We start from the raw sequence: 16,850 nt of genomic DNA, 5'->3' as shown, positions 1-16,850 counted from the left end.
ATCCTGTCCCAGCCAGTTACCAGTGTGTACTATTGACACGTAATCGAATAATTCCAAACGCATTACTGTTTGCAGATACGCCGAAAGGGTGCCTCTAATGCTTAAGGGTTTCAGAGACTTCATTCTCCAGGGAAATGTCGTCGAACTCGCAACCGCAGTCATCATCGGTGGAGCCTTCACCGCCATTGTCACGGCGTTCTCCGACAAGATCATCAACCCGCTCATCGCGGCTGTAGGCGGTGCCGAAGGTCCGGCTCTGTCCTTCCAGATCAAGCCGGACGTGCCTGAGACGACCATCGACCTCGGTGCTGTGATCACCGCGGCGATCAACTTCCTCATCGTTGCCGCCATCGTCTACTTCATCATCATCGTCCCGATGAACAAGCTCAACGAACTGCGCAAGCGCGGAGCCCCGGAGGAAGAAGTTCCTCCGACCACCGAGGACCTGCTCGGCGACATCCGCGAGATCCTCCGCAACCAGGCCGCCAGCCCGGCCGGTCCCGCCGAGGGACCTGCCAGCTCGGGTACCCCCGTGGATCCGAACGAACCACCACGCCACTGAACGGCCTCGGCTGCTGATCGTCTCGGTCAGCCGGAGCGTGTGAGTCGAACTCACGGCCCCGGCCGCCTAGATGTGAAGAGGGCTCGTCTCCCCTGGGAGACGGGCCCTCTTCACGTTGCTGCTCAGCCGATCAGGAAACGACCGTTCACCAGTGCGGCGGCTTCTGCGAACGATAGTAGTCCTCGCTGAACCCACCACCCTCGGTCTCGGCTTCATTGCGCAGAGTTGCCCGATAGCGTCGCTTCGCGGCCTCGAGTCGGGCCTGCCGGCTCACCGAATCCTCGGAGCCTTCGCCCGAGGCCGGCTCCGCCTTTTCATCCGGCGCAACTTCATCTGGCGCCTTCTCGACTAGTTCCTTCTCGATCGACTTCTGTTCGACCGGTTCCTGCCCGAGCGGTTCCTCTTCGGCCGGTTCCCTCCCGGGGGAACCGTCTCCAGCGGACCCGTCACTCATTGCGCGAGTCGGTGTTACCTTCGGCATCCCCCACGGAATCTGCGGCATCCTCGGAGTCCGGGACCTGCTCGTTGCTCGCGGTCTCGATCAGACCGGCCTGACGCAGCTCATCGGCGCGGATCTTACCCGTATCGAAGGAGGGGAGAACCTCTCCCTCCACGGGACCGCGGGTGCCGGACTTGGGTACGAGCACCTCGGCGCCGGTGACCCTCTTCGCCTGGGCGTGCCGGTGACGATATCGTTCGACGGCGGCCTGGAGCTGCGAGTCTCCGCGACTTGAGCTGCCCTTCTGGGCCAGGGCGGTGCGGAGCAGATCCTTGATCTCCCCGTCGCCGCGGACGACGGCGTCGGACTGGATCCAGTCGATCATCGCATCGAGGCCTTCGTCGGAGTACTTGTGCATCGGCAGGCCCGGGACCAGCTTGGGGCGGCTGCCGGTGCGGCCGACGACTACCGAGGCCGCGCGGGCCGCGTTGAGGATGGCCTGCGGGCTCATCTTCTCCACCGTCGAACGCCAGGTCTCGAAGATTTTCTCGGTCTCGGTCTGCGGGTCGACGAAGGCATCGGTCGACCACACGCGCATGAACTTCCAACCGCGTCGGGTCAGCTGTTCGGGCACCACCCGGTCACGCTGGCGCAGGCTGCGGATCGACGCGTACTCGGGACCGTCCCCGGCGACGGCGATGATCATGCCGTGTTCGTCCTCCGCGGAGTTCGCCACGGCCAGGTTGATGCCGTTGTAATGCTCGTGTGCGACGACGCCGAGCTGAAGCAGACGGTCGGCGATATCGGCCATCAGCGGATCGTAGATCTCCCCGTGCGGGCCGGGCTGGCTGACCCCGCCGGTGGCGATCTCGCCGAGCAGGCGCGGCAGCAGCGCCGCTCCCCCGCTGAGTTTGTGCTCGTCGAAGTCCTCGGACTCGATGCTCGAGACCACGGTCAGGCGCTTGCGGGCCCGCGTCATGGTAGCGGCGAGTATCCGCTCCCCGTCCTGGCCCGACAGCGGACCGAAGTCGTGGATGACGCGTCCGTGCACGGTCCGGCCGAAACCGAGCGTGAAGATCACGGCGTCCCGCGACATCCCCTGCACGCGCTCGGCATCGGTAACCACGAAGGGTTCCTTGCTCGAATCGCTGAAGAAGGCCGCGACGTAGGGCAGATCCTTCATCGCGCGGGAGATAGCCGTGGCGACCCGCTGCGCATGATGCGGGGTGAGCGCGACGACGGCCAGAGACTCCCGTGACCGGTTGCGCGCGTGCTTGAGCACGAGTTCGACGACGCGTTTGACCTCGGCGTCGGGGCTCTCGACCCGACCGGTGCCGATGTCGGTGGGGCCGCGGCCCTCGGCGACATAGGAGAATTCGAGTCCGCTGCCCTCGCCCGTATGCGCGGTCGGCAGGGTCGTGATCGTCGAATCGTAGAAATGACGGTTCGCGAGATCGATCAGTCCCACCGGGGAGAGTCGGTAGGAGTTCGACAGGCTCATCCGGGGCAGGAACTCGCCGAGGTGGTCCTGCACGGAGCTCGGGTGGTTCCCATCGTCCATCCCCCACCGGTCGACCGCGATCGAGAAGGGGCGCGGGCCGAGCAGTCGCGAATCGCCGAGTGAGATGACCTGGCGGGCCCGGGTGATGCCGGGGACGACATCGGCGACCGAGAGGCGGCCCGCATCGGCGATGACGACGGCGTCGAAGAGCGGCAGTGCGGCGAAGAGCTCGGGCACCGAGTACGGGCTGGCCATCCAGATCGGGGCCAGACTCGTCAGCAGCTCCGGAGCCTTCGTCGACATCGTCTTCACCGAGGTGTGGCTCGTCAGCAGCTGCGACTTGATGACCCCGGCGGCGATCGGATCGGCTTCGATTCCGCGCTGCCATGCCTGGGCGTGGTTGTAGCGCAGTCGGGAGGCGCCGGCGGCGACGAAGGCGCGGTCGTTCTCCCGGAAGCCTTCGGCGATCTTATGCAGGGAGGCGCTGTCGTGGCGGCCGATCTGGGGGTCTTCGCCAGCCATGGTCTGCAGCACCGAGGCCCAGTAGGCGAGGTCGAATTCGGGGCCCACGAGTCCATCTGCGACCTTGCGCCGACGCAGGTCGGACATCAGGTCGGAGAGTCCCTCGGCGTCGAGCTCGCGCTGCAACCGGGAGCGTTCGGGCAGATCGGCGAGGTTCTCCGTGTCTCTGCCCATCGCCTCGGTGCGGGCCTGGAGCTCCTCGATGAGCATCGAGCCGAGGTCACCGCCGTCGGGGGTGGTCTCGAGGATCGGGGAGAGCTTCGCGACGTCGGCTTCGACGGACTGGAGGATCTCATCGGCCTCAAGGACTCCGCGCGGGATCTGCGGACGGCCGTCGTGACCGGCGAGGTCGCCGAGGATCACCCTCTGCGCCCGAACGTCGACGAGCGCGGAGTGGAGGTCGGCCACCTCGGCGCCGGGGCGGAGGAATTCGTTCGCGGACTTCTTCAGCCGCTTGCGCTGCAGCATGCCCATCTCGACGCCGATCTCATTGCGGTAGTCCGCGGTGCCGGTGGCGGCGATGAGATCGTCGAGGCGGTGGTCGTAGATGTCGGGGGCGAAGCTGTCGAGCGTGGTGCGCACGCGCAGCAGCACCTTGATCGCCCGTGACCAGTCGTCGAGGTTGCGGCGCGGGTTAAGCTTCGCCTTGGACAGGACGGGTTCGACTGCGGTGGCTAGGTCCGGGATCGTACGGCCGAGTCGTTCGGCCACGGTCCGTGCCGCTTCGGCCTCATCGACGGATTTGAGGTCGGCGCCGAACCACACGGTGTCTTCGACATCGAGGGTGAAGGCACCGAGGCTCGCGAGCTCACCGAGTTTGCCGCGCAGGGCTGCCCGTCGGTCGTCGCTGGCGCCGAGGATGTCGTCGTCGAAGCGGACCGGTGTCTGCGGGGAGTCATCGCCCGAGGTCAGCTCGGCCAGGTGCTGCATGGTCTCGTAGACGGAGACGTCCCAGGGTTCGCGGCGGCGGTGCAGGGACGAGACGTGATCGGCCAGCGTAGCCCGCTGCTCGTTGAGTTCGCTGAGCAGACGTGAGAGATCCGGGCGTTCGGACTTCTCGGCGGAGCCGATCAGGCCGATGAGCTGCTTACGGATCTCATCGGAGCCGGCGCGTGTGTCCACAGCGAAGTCCCCGAGCCCGACCTCGCCGAGGCGAGTCGAGAAGTCCTCGAGAGCATCGGAGGTCTGGGCGAGGAAGAGCACGCTCTTGCCGGTGTGGGCCAAGGTGGTGGCGACGGCGACGGCGACCTGGGTGGCGCCGGTGCCGGGTGGGGTGTCGACGACGACGGAGCGACCGGAGACCGCGGCATCGACCACGGCCTGCTGATCCCCGTCGACGTCGATGACGAGGAATTCCTCCTGCGGTTTGCGGTCCGGCAGCGGTGTGACCGGTTCCTGCAGGGCCGCGGGAACGACCTCGTCCGCGCCCTGCTCACCGGCGTTCTGTACCTCATTGGTCTGGCCGCCGGCCGTCTGTCCGCCATCGGCCTGCTCGCCGGCAGTCTGCTCGCTGGCCGAGGGCGCAGCGCCCTCGACGGTCTCATCCGCCGGCTCTGCCTTTTCGTCTGCGGGCTCGGCAGTCCCCTGCTCTGCTGTCGCCTTCGCGCCGGCGTCCTTCGGGGTTGCCTCCTGCTCGGGCAGAGGGCCGTCGGTGATCGGCACGGTCGGTTCGTCGAGCTCCGGCTCCTCCGTCGGCTCGCTCGCAGGCTCATTCGATGACCCACCTGCGGATCCCCTCGCCGCGGCGGCTTCATCTGAACCTGCCGCCTCGGACGGAGCCTTGACGGCCGGATCGGCAGGTGCCGGGGCGACGGTTCCGAAGGCCTTCTCGGCATCGGTGAGTTTGCGGTCCGTGCCTGCCTGGCCCTCAGCGTCCGAGGATGACGATGCGTCGGCGGGTGCCTCGGCCTCAGCGATTGTCTGCGAGCCGCCCGAGGTCTCGGCTGCCGGAGACGAGTCCCTATTCTTCGCGGCCTCCGTCCCGGCAACGGCATCAGTGTCGGCAGGAGCTTCGGAGCTCGCGTCGACAGCGTTTGACCGATCGTTCCCTGTCCCCGGTGACGAAGACTCCGGCGCCTGCGCTTCGACCGACTGGGAACCGGATTCCGGGCCTGGTTCCGTCGTCGAACCGGATTCGGTCTTCGCCTCGGTCTTCGCCTGCGACTTCGGCTTGGGCACGTAGGAGGGTCCGCCGAGGTGTGCGCGCACCTTCTCGTCACCAGCGAGTGCGCGCAGGATCGGATGCTGGCTCGGCAGGTAGTCGGCGGTGAAGGGGTTCGCGATGTTGGCGAAGGTCGAGACGATGAAACGATGATTGATACGCAGACCGGGCACCGACTGCGCGAGATCGCGGAGGCGGTCGAGCGCCGGGCCGGGATCGAAGCCATGCGGTCCGCCGGTGGCGTCGATCCATTCGCCGACGGGCACTTCGAGGTCGTACGCCTCGGCGAGGTGGTGGACGAGAGCCGGGTTGATCGTGATCTCGTTGCCCAGCACGATCTCGAAGTCCTCGACCCGTGAACCACGCGGCACGAGCGTGATGTGGCGCATGACCACGGGTGCGTTGAACTTGTACTTGGAGTCCTTCTCCGTCCACGAGGCGAAGCCGATCGCCAGATGAGCGGTGCGGATGCCCCGTTCATTGTCGAGCTGCTCGGCCTTCGAACGGATCGACTTGGCCCTTCGGCGGGCGTCGGCGAGGATGTCGTGGTCGCGGATCAGACTCGACAGGCGTGTGGCCCGACCGGCCAGCAGCTGCGCAAGTCCGGACGGGTGCGCTCCCGAGAGGTCGATGCTGCCATCGCGAGAGTCCCGGAAATGCAGCATGGTGTCGCGGCCGCCCAGGTGGGCAGCCTGCTGTTTCCACTCGGCGAAGACATCGCCGAGCTCGGGGAACTGATCGTCAACAACGGAATCCGGCACAATTCGACCCTAACGACAAAGTTCGCATAATAGGTGCTGGCACACCGTGAAACATCGAGGTTTCTTCTGCGCTACACTGGGTTGTCGTGGTTGATGACGCCACACGGCCCCCGTAGCTCAGGGGATAGAGCACCGCTCTCCTAAAGCGGGTGTCGGCAGTTCGAATCTGCCCGGGGGCGCCGGAACACTTCACCCAACTGACAACCACTTCTTCGGGCTGAGCGCACCGACTGCGGCCTCGATCCGGAGCGGTGCAATCACAGCCCCGGTTCAGGGATCTCCCCGTCTTGACGTCGCCTGCCGTGATCCCTCGCCACTCGCACGACCATGGTCGGACACTGCGAATACGGCAACACCGACTGCGAGGTCGACCCGAGCAGAAGCCCGGCGAATCCGCCGCGTCCGCGCGAGCCGATGACGAGCACATCGGCAGTATCAGATGCCCGAACCAGCACCTCGGCGGGCTGGCCGTCGAAGAGGGTCCAGGTGACATCGAGGTTCGGGAATTCGTCTTTGAGCCTCTGCTTGGCCACGACGAGCTTGTCCGCGCCCTCGTTGACCAGGCGTTCGAGGTCGGCGGTGCTCGGCAGCCATTCGGGGCCGATGACCGTGGTGGTGATGACCGCAACGATGTGCAGCGGCGAACCTCGGCGTACGGCCAGGCGCGCGGCCTTCCACAGCGCCGGCGACTCGGCACCGAGGGAATCGACGCCGACGACGACCTTGCCGTCGAAGCGGATGCCTTCGATCGCCTCGGTGTCAGGGTCCGGTTCCTCGATCTCGATGCCGTCCTGACGGATCGGCCGGGAGGAGGTCGGGTGGGCGGTCTTCTCCGCATCGGCCTCCCACGAGGCGGGGACGACGACGGTCGGGCACGCCGAGTGAGCCGGCAGTGCGCTCGAAACCGTGCCGAGCAGTCGACCGGCGAATCCGCCTCGGCCGCGGGACCCGACGACGTTGAGCAGCCCGGACTTCGACTCGTCGATGAGCACGCCGGCGGCATCACCGATCTCGATGACGGCCTCGACGGGAACGCCCGCGGCCCTGACCTCCGCCGCGGCTTCCTTGAGGGTGTTCGTCACCGCGGCCCGGATCGAGGTGTCGTCGATCGGCACATAGGAGACATCGATCGCCGCGGCAGCCACGCTGGGAATCGTGTACGCGCCGACGAGCCTGATCGGCTTGTTCAGTGAGCGAGCTTCCTGGATCGCCCAGGCCAGCGCATTCCGGCTCGGTGGCGACCCGTCGATGCCGACGACCACCGCTTCGGGCTCTCCCGCAGGTGAGGCGTCAGTGTTCAGAGGGCGATCCTGCTCATTCATCCTGAGCTCCTTGTGTCGAAGCGAAGTGCTCTTTAGTCCACCCTAAAACACAATCGGGACGAGAACTTTGCCTATGTCACATCGTTATCCGAATCGGACCACACTCTGGACGATTCCCTCCCCCATCTGGGATGACGTCGGCGTCGAGGTCGGCTTCAGGCAGCCCGGGAGAGCTCCAGGAACGGGCGCCACTGCTCCACCGGCTTCTCGATTCCGCGCATCCAGAACTGGCCGAGGCGCGGCTCCTGAGGGCGCACGTTGAGCTTCCACCCGATCTCGGCCAAGGTACGGTCGCCTTTGCGGTTGTTGCACTCCCGGCAGCAGGCGACGAGGTTCTCCCAGCTGTTGACGCCGCCGCGGGAGCGCGGGACGACGTGGTCGACCGTGGACGCGGCCTTCGCGCAGTATGCACAGCGGTGATTGTCCCGGCGCAGCACGCCGCGACGCGAGAGCGAGACCCTGCGGTCGTGGGGTGGGCGGACGTAGCGGGTGAGCAGGATGACGGAGGGCTGATCGAGACTCACATGCTCGGATCTCACCGGAATGTCCTCTGCGGCCAGCACCGTTGCCTTGCCCGTGAGTACCAGGACGACTGCTCTGGTGAACGGAACAATCGACAGTGGCTCGTATCCGGCATTCAGCACGAGAGTCTTCATATCTCGCCCCTCATCTTCGTCTCATGGCCGCGCCCGTTCGGCACGACATCGTTCGCTGCGGCTCCGGGGAACACAAAAGGCGCCGTGCTCGCGCACGACGCCTTGAAAGAGGGCATGGAGACAAGTATGTGCTCCGCACCAGTGACTGGAGCGGCTATTCGAAATATTCGACTCTGCCCCATCTGCTTTCCCATCGGTAGTGGAACTCAATCTTCTCAAGAATAACGCCGGAGGGCCCCTGTGATCGAATTCATACCCTCGGCGTCACGGAATCTTTCATTCTCGTTCACCTTCCGCGCGTGGGTGAGGCGTCCGGCCGGGGTGCGTGACGCGTTCGGGCGACATGCGGGAGGCGTCCGGAAGGGGCGCGGGGACGTGTTGCAAGCGTCCGGGGATGCAGAAACTCCCCGTCCGACTCGAGGACCGTCGAGTCGAACGGGGAGTTTCTGAGAAGAGCTGATCAGAGAACGCGGATGAAGGTGACGTTGCCCATCCAGCTGTAGCTGCGCTTCGAGGTTCCCGAGCTCGGCGAACCTGCATCGTACATCTGTCCGCCACCGGCGTAGATGCCGACGTGGCCGGGGTGCCAGATGATGTCGCCGGGCTTGGCCTCCGAAGCGGAGACGACCTTGCCGGCACCCTTCTGAGCACCGGAGGTGCGGGGGAGGTTGACGCCGACCTTGCCGTAGACCCAGGAGGTGTAGCCGGAGCAGTCCCAGCCGCTCTGGCTGGTTCCACCGGAGACGTAGGGGGTTCCGACGCCCTTGGCGGCCCAGGCGAGCACCTGCTCGGCCTTGGAGCCGTCGATCGAACCGGCATCGTCGGAGGAGCCAGAGTCCTTGCTCTCGCTCTTGTCTCCGCTGTTGCCGGAGGTCGATGCGCCGCTGTTGGCGGACTCGTCGGAATCCGCGGTGGCGGTCTCGGAGGGAGTCGGCTTCGGCTCGGGCTTGGGAGCGGCTTTGGCGGTGACGGTCTGGGTCTCGATGCCGAAGGAGTCAGCCTTCTTCTCGGACTTCTTGTCCTTCGAGTCCTTGTCGGCGGAGACGGTGGCAGTCTGGTTCTGGAATTCGGCCTGGGGCGAAGCCTCGGCTTCGGCGGAGACGGCGACACTGTCGTCGGCACCCTGTCCTGCGGCCGGGAGGACTGCTGCTGTAAGCAGGCCACCGCTGGCGGCGACAACCGCTGCGCGGCGTCCGAAGACACCGGAGTTGGCGTTCAGGAGTTCAGTCAGTTCTGTCAGCGGTGTCTTGACCTTCGCCTCTGCGGCGCGGCGGCCATGCTGCTTAGTTGCCACGTTTTCCTCTCGTCACCTATTGGTACTTGCCCAACCGCCACTATCGGTCCTTGGTTTCTCACAGCGAGCGTGGCGTTCGGCTCTCGTTGCAAAGTCGTCCCCGTCGTGAACGACCTCCACAACTGTAACCAATCGGTGACCAATTGTCACGTTTCTGTCACAACCCCTGGAGGACATCCCTGAGGTTTTCCATAAACGTGCAGGTCAGAGGCCCAATAGAGATTCAAATCTCCGTAACATTTTTCGTTATACGACGTGACCCAGGGGGCGGCTGGCCGCGCCCTGGGTCACGTTGAACACTGTTTTGTAACAAATCGATGCGGTCGGTCATGGTGGACCGTGACCGCTGCCTGGCACTTCCTCGATCAGGCGGGACCGAGAATTCGCCGGGCTGAGCGCAGACTCACCGTGTGAGAGTCCGCTGTCCGGTCACTTCCGGTAGGCGAACACATGCGAGGCGGTGTCCAGCGGCAGGTCGAGGACGTCCTGAGCGCCGGGGACCTGCACGGTGATGTATTCCCCGTTGCGGGAGATCTCGACGTCGGTATCGGGAAGGACACCGGCGACCTGGAACTGCTGCAGCAGGTGGATGTCGACCTGCAGGGGTTCTGCCAGCCATGCGATGGTCAGCTGCTTGGCTCCGTCTCGACCGACGGCTGTGGCGAGGTCGACCACCTCGGTGGTCTTCGCTTCTTCGCCGCCGATGACGCCGAGGCCCGGGATCGGGTTGCCATAGGGACCGGACGAGGTCTCGGGCAGCAGGGTGACGAGCTTGCGCTCGACCTGCTCGCTCATCACGTGCTCCCACCGGCAGGCCTCGTCGTGGACGAGCTCCCATTCGAGTCCGATCACATCGGAGAGCAGACGTTCGGCCAGACGGTGCTTGCGCATGACTTCGGTGGCGATGCGACGCCCCTCGGGCGTGAGCTCGAGATGTCGATCATTGCTGACATGGAGCAGTCCGTCCCGCTCCATGCGTGCCACGGTCTGTGAAACGGTGGGACCGGAGTGATCCAATCGTTCAGCAATTCGCGCGCGCAGAGGCACGATCGACTGTTCCTCGAGCTCGATGATCGACTTGAGGTACATTTCGGTTGTATCAATGAGGTCGTTCACTTAAGACCAGCCACTCCACTCTTCGTCTTCAGGTCATCTCGACCGTTTCAGGCGTTGTCACCACTTCGGGCCATGCGACCCTGCTCCGGCCGCCGAACCCTTGCGAGTCCTCGCGGCCGTTGCGATCCAGCTCAATCCTATCGCGCGTTCAGCGGAACGCGTGAGTTCGACCGGCACCGGCGTATGCCGCCGCGCGCACGGTGCAGAATTCGCAATCCGCCCGGGCCTGTTCCCGCAGTCCGCAACTCGGCCTGTTCCGTCCCCGAACGGCCCCTGGCAATCGACTCCCGCAGTCCGCGCATTGACCATGACCATCCCGGCTTCGGCGTAACGCTCGAGGTGGGCCGAATATTTCGGCGGAGAAGTGGGGCAGCCGCGCTTCTCTGGAGTAGCCGCACGGCTCAGGAGCAGCCGCACCGCTCAGTGGCAGCCGCACATCTCAGGGGTAGAGGCGGGTCGTCGTCCACGCCGAGGCGTCATCGAGATCCGCCGGGTCGTGGCTGCCGTCGGCGCGGCGGAACACCCACCGGTCGTGGAAGCGGTTGCGCTGCCCCTGCCAGAACTCGATCTCGAAGACGCGGACGCGGAAGCCGCCCCAATGCTCGGGCCTGGGCACGTCTCTGCCTTCGAGCTCGCCCACGGCGGCATCGTATTCGGCCTGCATCCGATCCCGGTCGGTCACCGGCTGGGACTGCTTGGACACGCTCGCCGCGATCTGAGAGCCGCGGGGGCGGACCTTGAAGTAGGCGTCCGATTCATCCGGGGCGGCCACCTCGGCGAGTCCCCTGATCCGGATCTGACGTTCCATGTCCTGCCAGGGGAAGTTCACGGCCACCCGAGGATCGGCGCTCAGCTGCCGGCCCTTCGCGGAATCGTAGTCGGTGAAGAACATCAGTCCGCGTTTGTCGATGCCTTTGAGCAGGACGATGCGGGAGGACGGGCCCCATTCGTCGAGGGTCGACACGGTCATCGCGTTGGGTTCGCTCACGCGCTCGGCCGCGTCGTCGTACCACTGGCGGAACAGGGCCAGCGGCGAGGATTCGGGACGCTCGAAGGTGGGCGCCTGATAGGACTTCCGGGTCTGGGGCAGGCGATCGATTGGCTCACTCATACCTTCACTCTATGCCGCTCACTCTATGCCGCGGGCCTGACACGGGGGTGACACGGGCCATCGTCGCGAAGTCCTCCAATGACGAGACTGTGTCTCACGGCGGATCGACGCGTCGTAGAATGTCGAGCGTGACTGCGACGAAGACAACGATCCCAGACGAAATCCTGCCCGCCGACGGACGCTTCGGGTCCGGCCCGGCCCGCATCCGCCCCGCCCAGATCGAGGCCCTCAACTCCGCCGCCGCGACCGTGCTCGGCACGAGCCACCGCCAGGCACCGGTGAAGAACCTCGTCGGCCGCATCCGCACCGGCCTGGCCGAGCTGTTCGACCTGCCGGCCGGCTACGAGGTGGTCCTCGGCAACGGCGGCTCCACCGCCTTCTGGGACGTCGCGGCCTTCGGGCTCGTACGTCGCCGGGCCGCGCATGCGACCTTCGGCGAGTTCGGCCAGAAGTTCGCCAAGGCGACCGACACCGCCCCGCACCTCGAGAGCTCGCTGATCCTCACCGCCGATCCCGGCACCTCGGCGATCCCCTCCCCCGCGACACTGGCCGCTGCCGGGCTCGATGCCGCCGCCGATGGTGCCGCTGCTGGCGTCGCCCCCGATGTCTGGGCCTGGCCGCACAATGAGACCTCGACCGGCGTGGCCACGACCATCGCCCGACCGGAGGGCATCGACTCCGACGACCTCGTCGTCATCGACGCCACTTCCGGCGCCGGCGGCCTGCCCGTGTCGATCACCGAGACCGACGTCTACTACTTCGCCCCGCAGAAGAACATGGGCTCCGACGGCGGACTGTGGGTGGCGATCATGTCGCCGCGAGCCATCGCCCGCGCCGAGGAGATCAAGGCCTCCGGACGCTGGATCCCGGCATCTCTCGACCTCGTCACCGCGATCGAGAACTCGCGGAAGGACCAGACCTACAACACCCCGGCCGTGTCCACGCTGCTGCTCCTGGCCGAACAGATCGAATGGATCAACGGCAACGGCGGGCTCGAATGGGCAACCGCCAGGACCAAGGAGACCTCGGGCTTCGTCTACGACTGGGCCCAGGCCGCCGAGGTGGCCCACCCCTACGTGGAAGACCCGGCCGACCGCTCCTCCGTCGTCGCCACCATCGACTTCGACGATTCGGTCGATGCCGCCGCAATCGCCTCGGTGCTGCGAGCCAACGGCATCGTCGACGTGGAGCCGTACCGCAAGCTCGGACGCAACCAGCTGCGCATCGCCACCTTCGTCTCGGTCGACCCGGCCGACGTCAAGGCGCTGCTGAGCTGCCTCGACTACGTCATCGACGCCCTGGCCTGAGCACGGTCGCGGCCGACTGCGCCTGCGTCAGGTACGTCCTACATAAACTGACACATCCTACCGTTCCGGGACCAGTCCACTCTACGGTGCGGTGTGTCAGTTTATGTAGGACGTATTGCATTCGGCCGGCGCAGCAGCACTCGTCCGGCCTCCCCGGCCCGGGAAATCAGGCGAAGAAGTGGATGAGCACGCCGATGCCGTAGGTGATCGTCGCCAGCAGCGCGAGGATGAATTCGATCGCGGCGCCCAGGCCGATGGCCTTGATCGACGACCAGCTCGAGTTCCAGGCCGTCTTTGCCTCCTGCAGGCGTAAGTACTCGGCGAGGTAGAGCCCGAGCACGAACCCGATGGGCAGTCCGAGCACGGGGATGACGAAGAAGCCGATCACGCCGAGCACCCCGCCGAGGAGCACCGACCGGTTCGGCACCTCCATGTCCTTGAGCTTGCGCCCGGTGAGCACGAGCGAGGCGCTCATGCCGCCGGCGACGAGGACGGCAACGATCGCGAAGATGATCCAGGCCAACGGTCCGCCGATGACGATCGCCCACACGAGGACCGCGATGCCGATGAGGATCGATCCGGGCAGCACGGGCACGATGATGCCGAGGCAGCCGACGAGAATCGCCAAGCCGACCAGCACCGAGGTGAGGCTGTCGATGTTCACGGGTGTCCGATCCGTTCGCCGAGGTGGTCCTGACTGTCCCGAGGAATCCGGAGGTTCTCGAACCTGCCGGGTTGTCCTGGGAGCGTGAATCCGATCCTAAGGGACGCACCTGGGGCCGCCCTGAAGACGAGGCTCACGGGTGCCCGTGGAAGCTCACGTGCAGGCGGATGCGCGATCTCGGGTCGTAGTGCAGGCGCAGGTTCTTGGCCACGATCATCCATACCAGTCCGACGGCGAAGGCGATGATGCCCGAGGCCGAACCGACGACCATCGCCATCCGCGGTCCGAACAGGTCGGCGACCCATCCGGCCAAAGGTGCGCCGATCGGGGTTCCGCCCATGACGACGGCGGCGTAGATCGCCATCACCCGTCCGCGGTAGTGCGCGGGAGTCGTGGTCTGCACATAGGCATTGGCGGAAGTCATCATCGTCAGCGAGGCGAAGCCGACGAGCATGAGCGAGGCCGCGAAGACGTAGTAGTTGGGGATCAGCGATGCCGCACCTACAGCCAGACCGAAGCCGCCTGCCGCGCCGAAGATGAACCGCAGCCGCGGCTTCTCTCGCTTCGCCGAGGCCAGCGCTCCGGTCACCGAGCCGATGGCCATGACGGAGTTGAGCAGACCGAAGCCGCTGGCGTCCTTACCGAATTCAATCCTGGCCATTGTGGCGGTGTAGATGTTGAAGTTGAATCCGAAGGTGGCCACGATGAAGAGGACGACGAGCACGACAGTGACATCGGGGCGTCTGCGCAGGTACTTGAAGCCGCCGAGTATGCCGCCGTGCCCGCGCCGTCCCGAGGGATGGAGTCGGCTCTGGTCAAGACGGATGAGCACGGTCAGGGTCGCTGCGAAGCCCAGTCCGCTGATGAGGAACACCGGCCCGGCGCCGATGACTGCGGTGAGCACGCCGGCGACGGCGGGCCCGATCATCCGCGCGCCGTTGAAGGAGGCGGAGTTGAGGCTGACCGCGTTCGGCAGCAGTTTCTCACCGACGAGTTCGGAGACGAAGGCCTGCCGCGAAGGATTGTCGAGGGTGGCCAGGAGGCCGAGGGCGAGTGCGGTCAGGTAGACGTGCCACAGCTCGATGGCGTCGGTGATGACTAGGACGAACAGCAGCAGACCCACGGCCCCCAGCAGGGACTGGGTGACCATGAGCAGTCTGCGTTTGGAGAATCGGTCGGCGATCGCTCCCGCGAACGGGAACATGATGAGCTGCGGGCCCATCTGCAGCGCCATGGTGATGCCCAGGGCCGAGGCGTTGTTGTTCGTCAGGTAGGTGAGGACGATCCAGTCCTGGGCCGTCCTCTGCATCCACGTTCCGGTGTTCGAGATCAGGGCACCGGCGAACCAATGTCGGTAGTTCGGTTCTGCCAGCGACCGGAACGTGTGGGCCATCGAGTGTCTCAGCCCTCCTGGTACTCGAGTTCGCCGGCGGCGTAGTCGTCGACCACGGCATCAGCCGGTTCGTGGCTGGGCTTCTTCGCGTCGGTCTCGGAATGGGCTCCACAACCGGATTCGAGACCGACGACGCGGCCGTCGAAGGGCGACCATTCGCTCGCGCAGACCCCGAACTTCGTCCGGAGGGAGCCGGCGATCGGCATCAGGTAGCCGCAGGACCCGCAGTGGGCGGAGGCACGCGAGGCGAACTCGCCCTCGGGCCCGGCGTCTGAGTCGGCCCAGCGGCTGGCCGCGGCCGAGATTCCGTCGGCCGAGAGCACTCGTTCACGGCCGATCCCGAACTCGAAGTTCGCGATCTGGTCGATATTGTCGGCCGCATTGTCCTCGGTCTGCTGGAAGCCCGGCTGCAAGTTCGGATCCCGATCGAGCTTGGGCAGGGTGTCGCGTGGGGTGAGGTCCCCGGGTTCGAGCCGCTGATCCCAGGGCACCCATTCGGGGGCCACGAGCGCATCGGGGCCGGGCAGCAGGGCGGTCTCGCAGACCGTGACCTTCTTCGACCGGGGCGCCCGGGCGAGGACGGCGACCCAGCGCCAGCCGCGGTACGTCGGGTCGGTGCACACGAAGTAGTGGGTGACCAGGCGGGTGGCTTCGGCCACGGAGCCGAGGTGCTCGCCGACCACGGAGGTTCCGGCCACCTCGGTGATGGCGGAGCGGGCGATGTCGATCGCCGCCGCCAGCTGGGTGTCGAGAACGATCTTCTCGGTGCCCGACTTCGCGGTCCGGCCGGATTTCGCGGGCTTCGCCGAGGCGGTCGCCGCCTCGGTTCCGGACGTGTCGGCTGGAGCCGCCGCAGCGTCGCTCGCAGCTGTCTCAGCGTCGCTCGCGGCCGTTGCAGTCGTTCCCGCGGGGTCGGCGGAATTAGGCTGGGCAGTCTGCCTGGCCAGCCACTCATTGAACAGCGATGACATCAGGACTCCAAATCGTCGGCGATCGCCCGCAGCAGGGATGCCACCTTGTTCCCGTGCGAGGGATCCGGGTAGCGACCGTGCTGCAGTCCGTTGTTGAGGTCATCCAATACCTTGATGACATCTTCCACCATAACTGCCATGTCCTCGGCCGGGCGCTGGCGGACCTTCGCGACCTTGGTCGGGGCGCTCAGCGGGCGGGCCTTGAGCACCTGTGCGCCGCGCCGGGAGTCGACGACGTCGTATTCGAGGCGGGTGCCCTTCGTGACCTCGACGCCCTCGGGCAGGACCGAGGAGTGGAGGAAGGCCTGGGAGCCGTCCTCGGCGACGACGAAGCCGAAGCCTTTGTCGGTGTCGAACCATTTCACGCGTCCGGTAGGCATAGCGTCCTTTCCCTATGTGATGCTCAGTGTCTGGTGGTCGGCGGCTGGGGTGCCCCCGACTCTCTCGTCTCACACCGTCGCGGTGACGGTGCGTGGTGAAGTCTGTGTGGTGCGTCGGCTCCGTGGCGTGGTTGTTCCGAACCCGGTTCCGTGTGCAGAGAATCCGGTGCATGAGCTCCGCTGCCGAGTCAGGGTCCGAACCGGCCGGTTCCGAACCTTCGACGGCGTCCGGTCCGACCGGCCGTGTCCGTTCCCTTCGGCCGTGTCCGGTCCGACCGGCAGTGTGCCGCGAGGGCCCGAGCTGCGTCCGCCGTCTCGGCGATGTCAGTCGTGCGGTGTCCCCACCCGGGGTTCCGCTGCCGGAATGTCGCCCTCGCGAACCCCGCCCCGCTGACGGGGGCACGGCGACCGGCGCGAAGGGCAACCTCGGCGTAGTCGGTGAGTGTTCAGCTCACCTCGGTCTGTCTGCGCCGCAATGCGGCTCTGACCAGGGCCACCGCCAGCATGGCGACGGCGATCGGCAGGAGGATCATCGGCAGATACGTCAGAATGTGCGAGGGGGTCAGGCCCATCCAGGCCTGTCCGAGGACACCGATGAGACCGGCCGCTCCGATGACGGCGGCCACGACTGCCATGATGACGATGACCGTGTCGACTCGCTTGGCTGACAATGCTCGTCCTTCCGAGATC

14 protein-coding genes and 1 tRNA gene are annotated in these 16,850 nt (G+C 66.1%); 3 read left to right on the top strand and 12 right to left on the bottom strand.

Annotated features, from left to right (window positions below; translation table 11 throughout):
* Positions 1-97: 97 nt before the first annotated feature.
* The gene (mscL, locus tag CV023_RS06230; protein ID WP_230744606.1) at positions 98-562 is read left to right on the top strand and encodes a large conductance mechanosensitive channel protein MscL; all 465 of its coding nucleotides are present in this window, start codon (positions 98-100) and stop codon (positions 560-562) included.
* Between the two features lie 145 nt (positions 563-707).
* On the opposite strand, the gene CV023_RS06225 is transcribed toward mscL, so the two are convergent.
* Positions 708-1,016 (bottom strand): hypothetical protein, encoded by a 309-nt coding sequence (locus tag CV023_RS06225; RefSeq protein ID WP_230744605.1) that lies wholly within the window; start codon positions 1,014-1,016, stop codon positions 708-710.
* Entirely contained in the window at positions 1,009-5,946 is a 4,938-nt protein-coding gene (locus CV023_RS06220; protein WP_230744604.1) for a DUF4011 domain-containing protein, read from the bottom strand. The genes CV023_RS06225 and CV023_RS06220 overlap by 8 nt, the downstream gene beginning before the upstream one ends.
* A 106-nt stretch (positions 5,947-6,052) precedes the next feature.
* Here CV023_RS06220 and CV023_RS06215 point away from each other — a divergent pair.
* Positions 6,053-6,125 (top strand) — tRNA-Arg (locus CV023_RS06215).
* 78 nt (positions 6,126-6,203) lie between these two features.
* Here CV023_RS06215 and CV023_RS06210 read toward each other — a convergent pair.
* From CV023_RS06210 to pdxH, 5 genes are all read right to left on the bottom strand, one after another.
* Positions 6,204-7,268: a universal stress protein gene (locus CV023_RS06210; RefSeq protein WP_230744603.1), complete on the bottom strand. Its 1,065-nt coding sequence runs from the start codon at positions 7,266-7,268 to the stop codon at positions 6,204-6,206.
* A 155-nt stretch (positions 7,269-7,423) separates the two neighbouring features.
* Positions 7,424-7,924, bottom strand: a complete 501-nt coding sequence (locus tag CV023_RS06205) for an HNH endonuclease (protein ID WP_230744602.1) — start codon at positions 7,922-7,924, stop codon at positions 7,424-7,426.
* A 460-nt stretch (positions 7,925-8,384) separates the two neighbouring features.
* A complete protein-coding gene (locus CV023_RS06200) occupies positions 8,385-9,218 on the bottom strand; it encodes a C40 family peptidase (protein WP_230744601.1) in 834 nt (277 codons plus the stop codon).
* A 429-nt stretch (positions 9,219-9,647) separates the two neighbouring features.
* Entirely contained in the window at positions 9,648-10,334 is a 687-nt protein-coding gene (locus tag CV023_RS06195) for a metal-dependent transcriptional regulator (RefSeq protein WP_230744600.1), read from the bottom strand.
* 439 nt (positions 10,335-10,773) lie between these two features.
* The gene (gene pdxH / locus CV023_RS06190; protein ID WP_230744599.1) at positions 10,774-11,445 is read right to left on the bottom strand and encodes a pyridoxamine 5'-phosphate oxidase; all 672 of its coding nucleotides are present in this window, start codon (positions 11,443-11,445) and stop codon (positions 10,774-10,776) included.
* Between the two features lie 128 nt (positions 11,446-11,573).
* On the opposite strand from pdxH, the gene serC reads away from it, so the two are divergent.
* Entirely contained in the window at positions 11,574-12,752 is a 1,179-nt protein-coding gene (gene serC, locus CV023_RS06185) for a phosphoserine transaminase (RefSeq protein WP_230744598.1), read from the top strand.
* Between the two features lie 166 nt (positions 12,753-12,918).
* Here the strand turns inward: serC and CV023_RS06180 are convergent, their stop codons facing one another.
* The 5 genes from CV023_RS06180 to CV023_RS06160 all read right to left on the bottom strand — a co-directional run bounded on the left by CV023_RS06180 (position 12,919) and on the right by CV023_RS06160 (position 16,831).
* Complete coding sequence (locus tag CV023_RS06180) at positions 12,919-13,416, bottom strand: DUF456 domain-containing protein (RefSeq protein ID WP_230744597.1); 498 nt, start codon at positions 13,414-13,416, stop codon at positions 12,919-12,921.
* A gap of 133 nt (positions 13,417-13,549) precedes the next feature.
* The gene (locus tag CV023_RS06175; protein WP_230744596.1) at positions 13,550-14,809 is read right to left on the bottom strand and encodes an MFS transporter; all 1,260 of its coding nucleotides are present in this window, start codon (positions 14,807-14,809) and stop codon (positions 13,550-13,552) included.
* An 8-nt stretch (positions 14,810-14,817) separates the two neighbouring features.
* The gene (locus CV023_RS06170; RefSeq protein ID WP_230744595.1) at positions 14,818-15,780 is read right to left on the bottom strand and encodes a DUF3027 domain-containing protein; all 963 of its coding nucleotides are present in this window, start codon (positions 15,778-15,780) and stop codon (positions 14,818-14,820) included.
* Positions 15,780-16,160, bottom strand: coding sequence for a cold-shock protein (locus tag CV023_RS06165; RefSeq protein WP_230744594.1), 381 nt, complete (start codon positions 16,158-16,160; stop codon positions 15,780-15,782). The genes CV023_RS06170 and CV023_RS06165 overlap by 1 nt, the downstream gene beginning before the upstream one ends.
* A 446-nt stretch (positions 16,161-16,606) precedes the next feature.
* On the bottom strand, positions 16,607-16,831 hold the full coding sequence (locus CV023_RS06160) for a hypothetical protein (protein WP_230744593.1): 225 nt from the start codon (positions 16,829-16,831) through the stop codon (positions 16,607-16,609).
* Positions 16,832-16,850 lie beyond the last annotated feature (19 nt).

The organism is Brevibacterium sp. CCUG 69071, from assembly GCF_021023135.1.
Lineage (GTDB): Bacteria > Actinomycetota > Actinomycetes > Actinomycetales > Brevibacteriaceae > Brevibacterium.
This window is presented reverse-complemented; position numbering and strand designations above follow the sequence as displayed.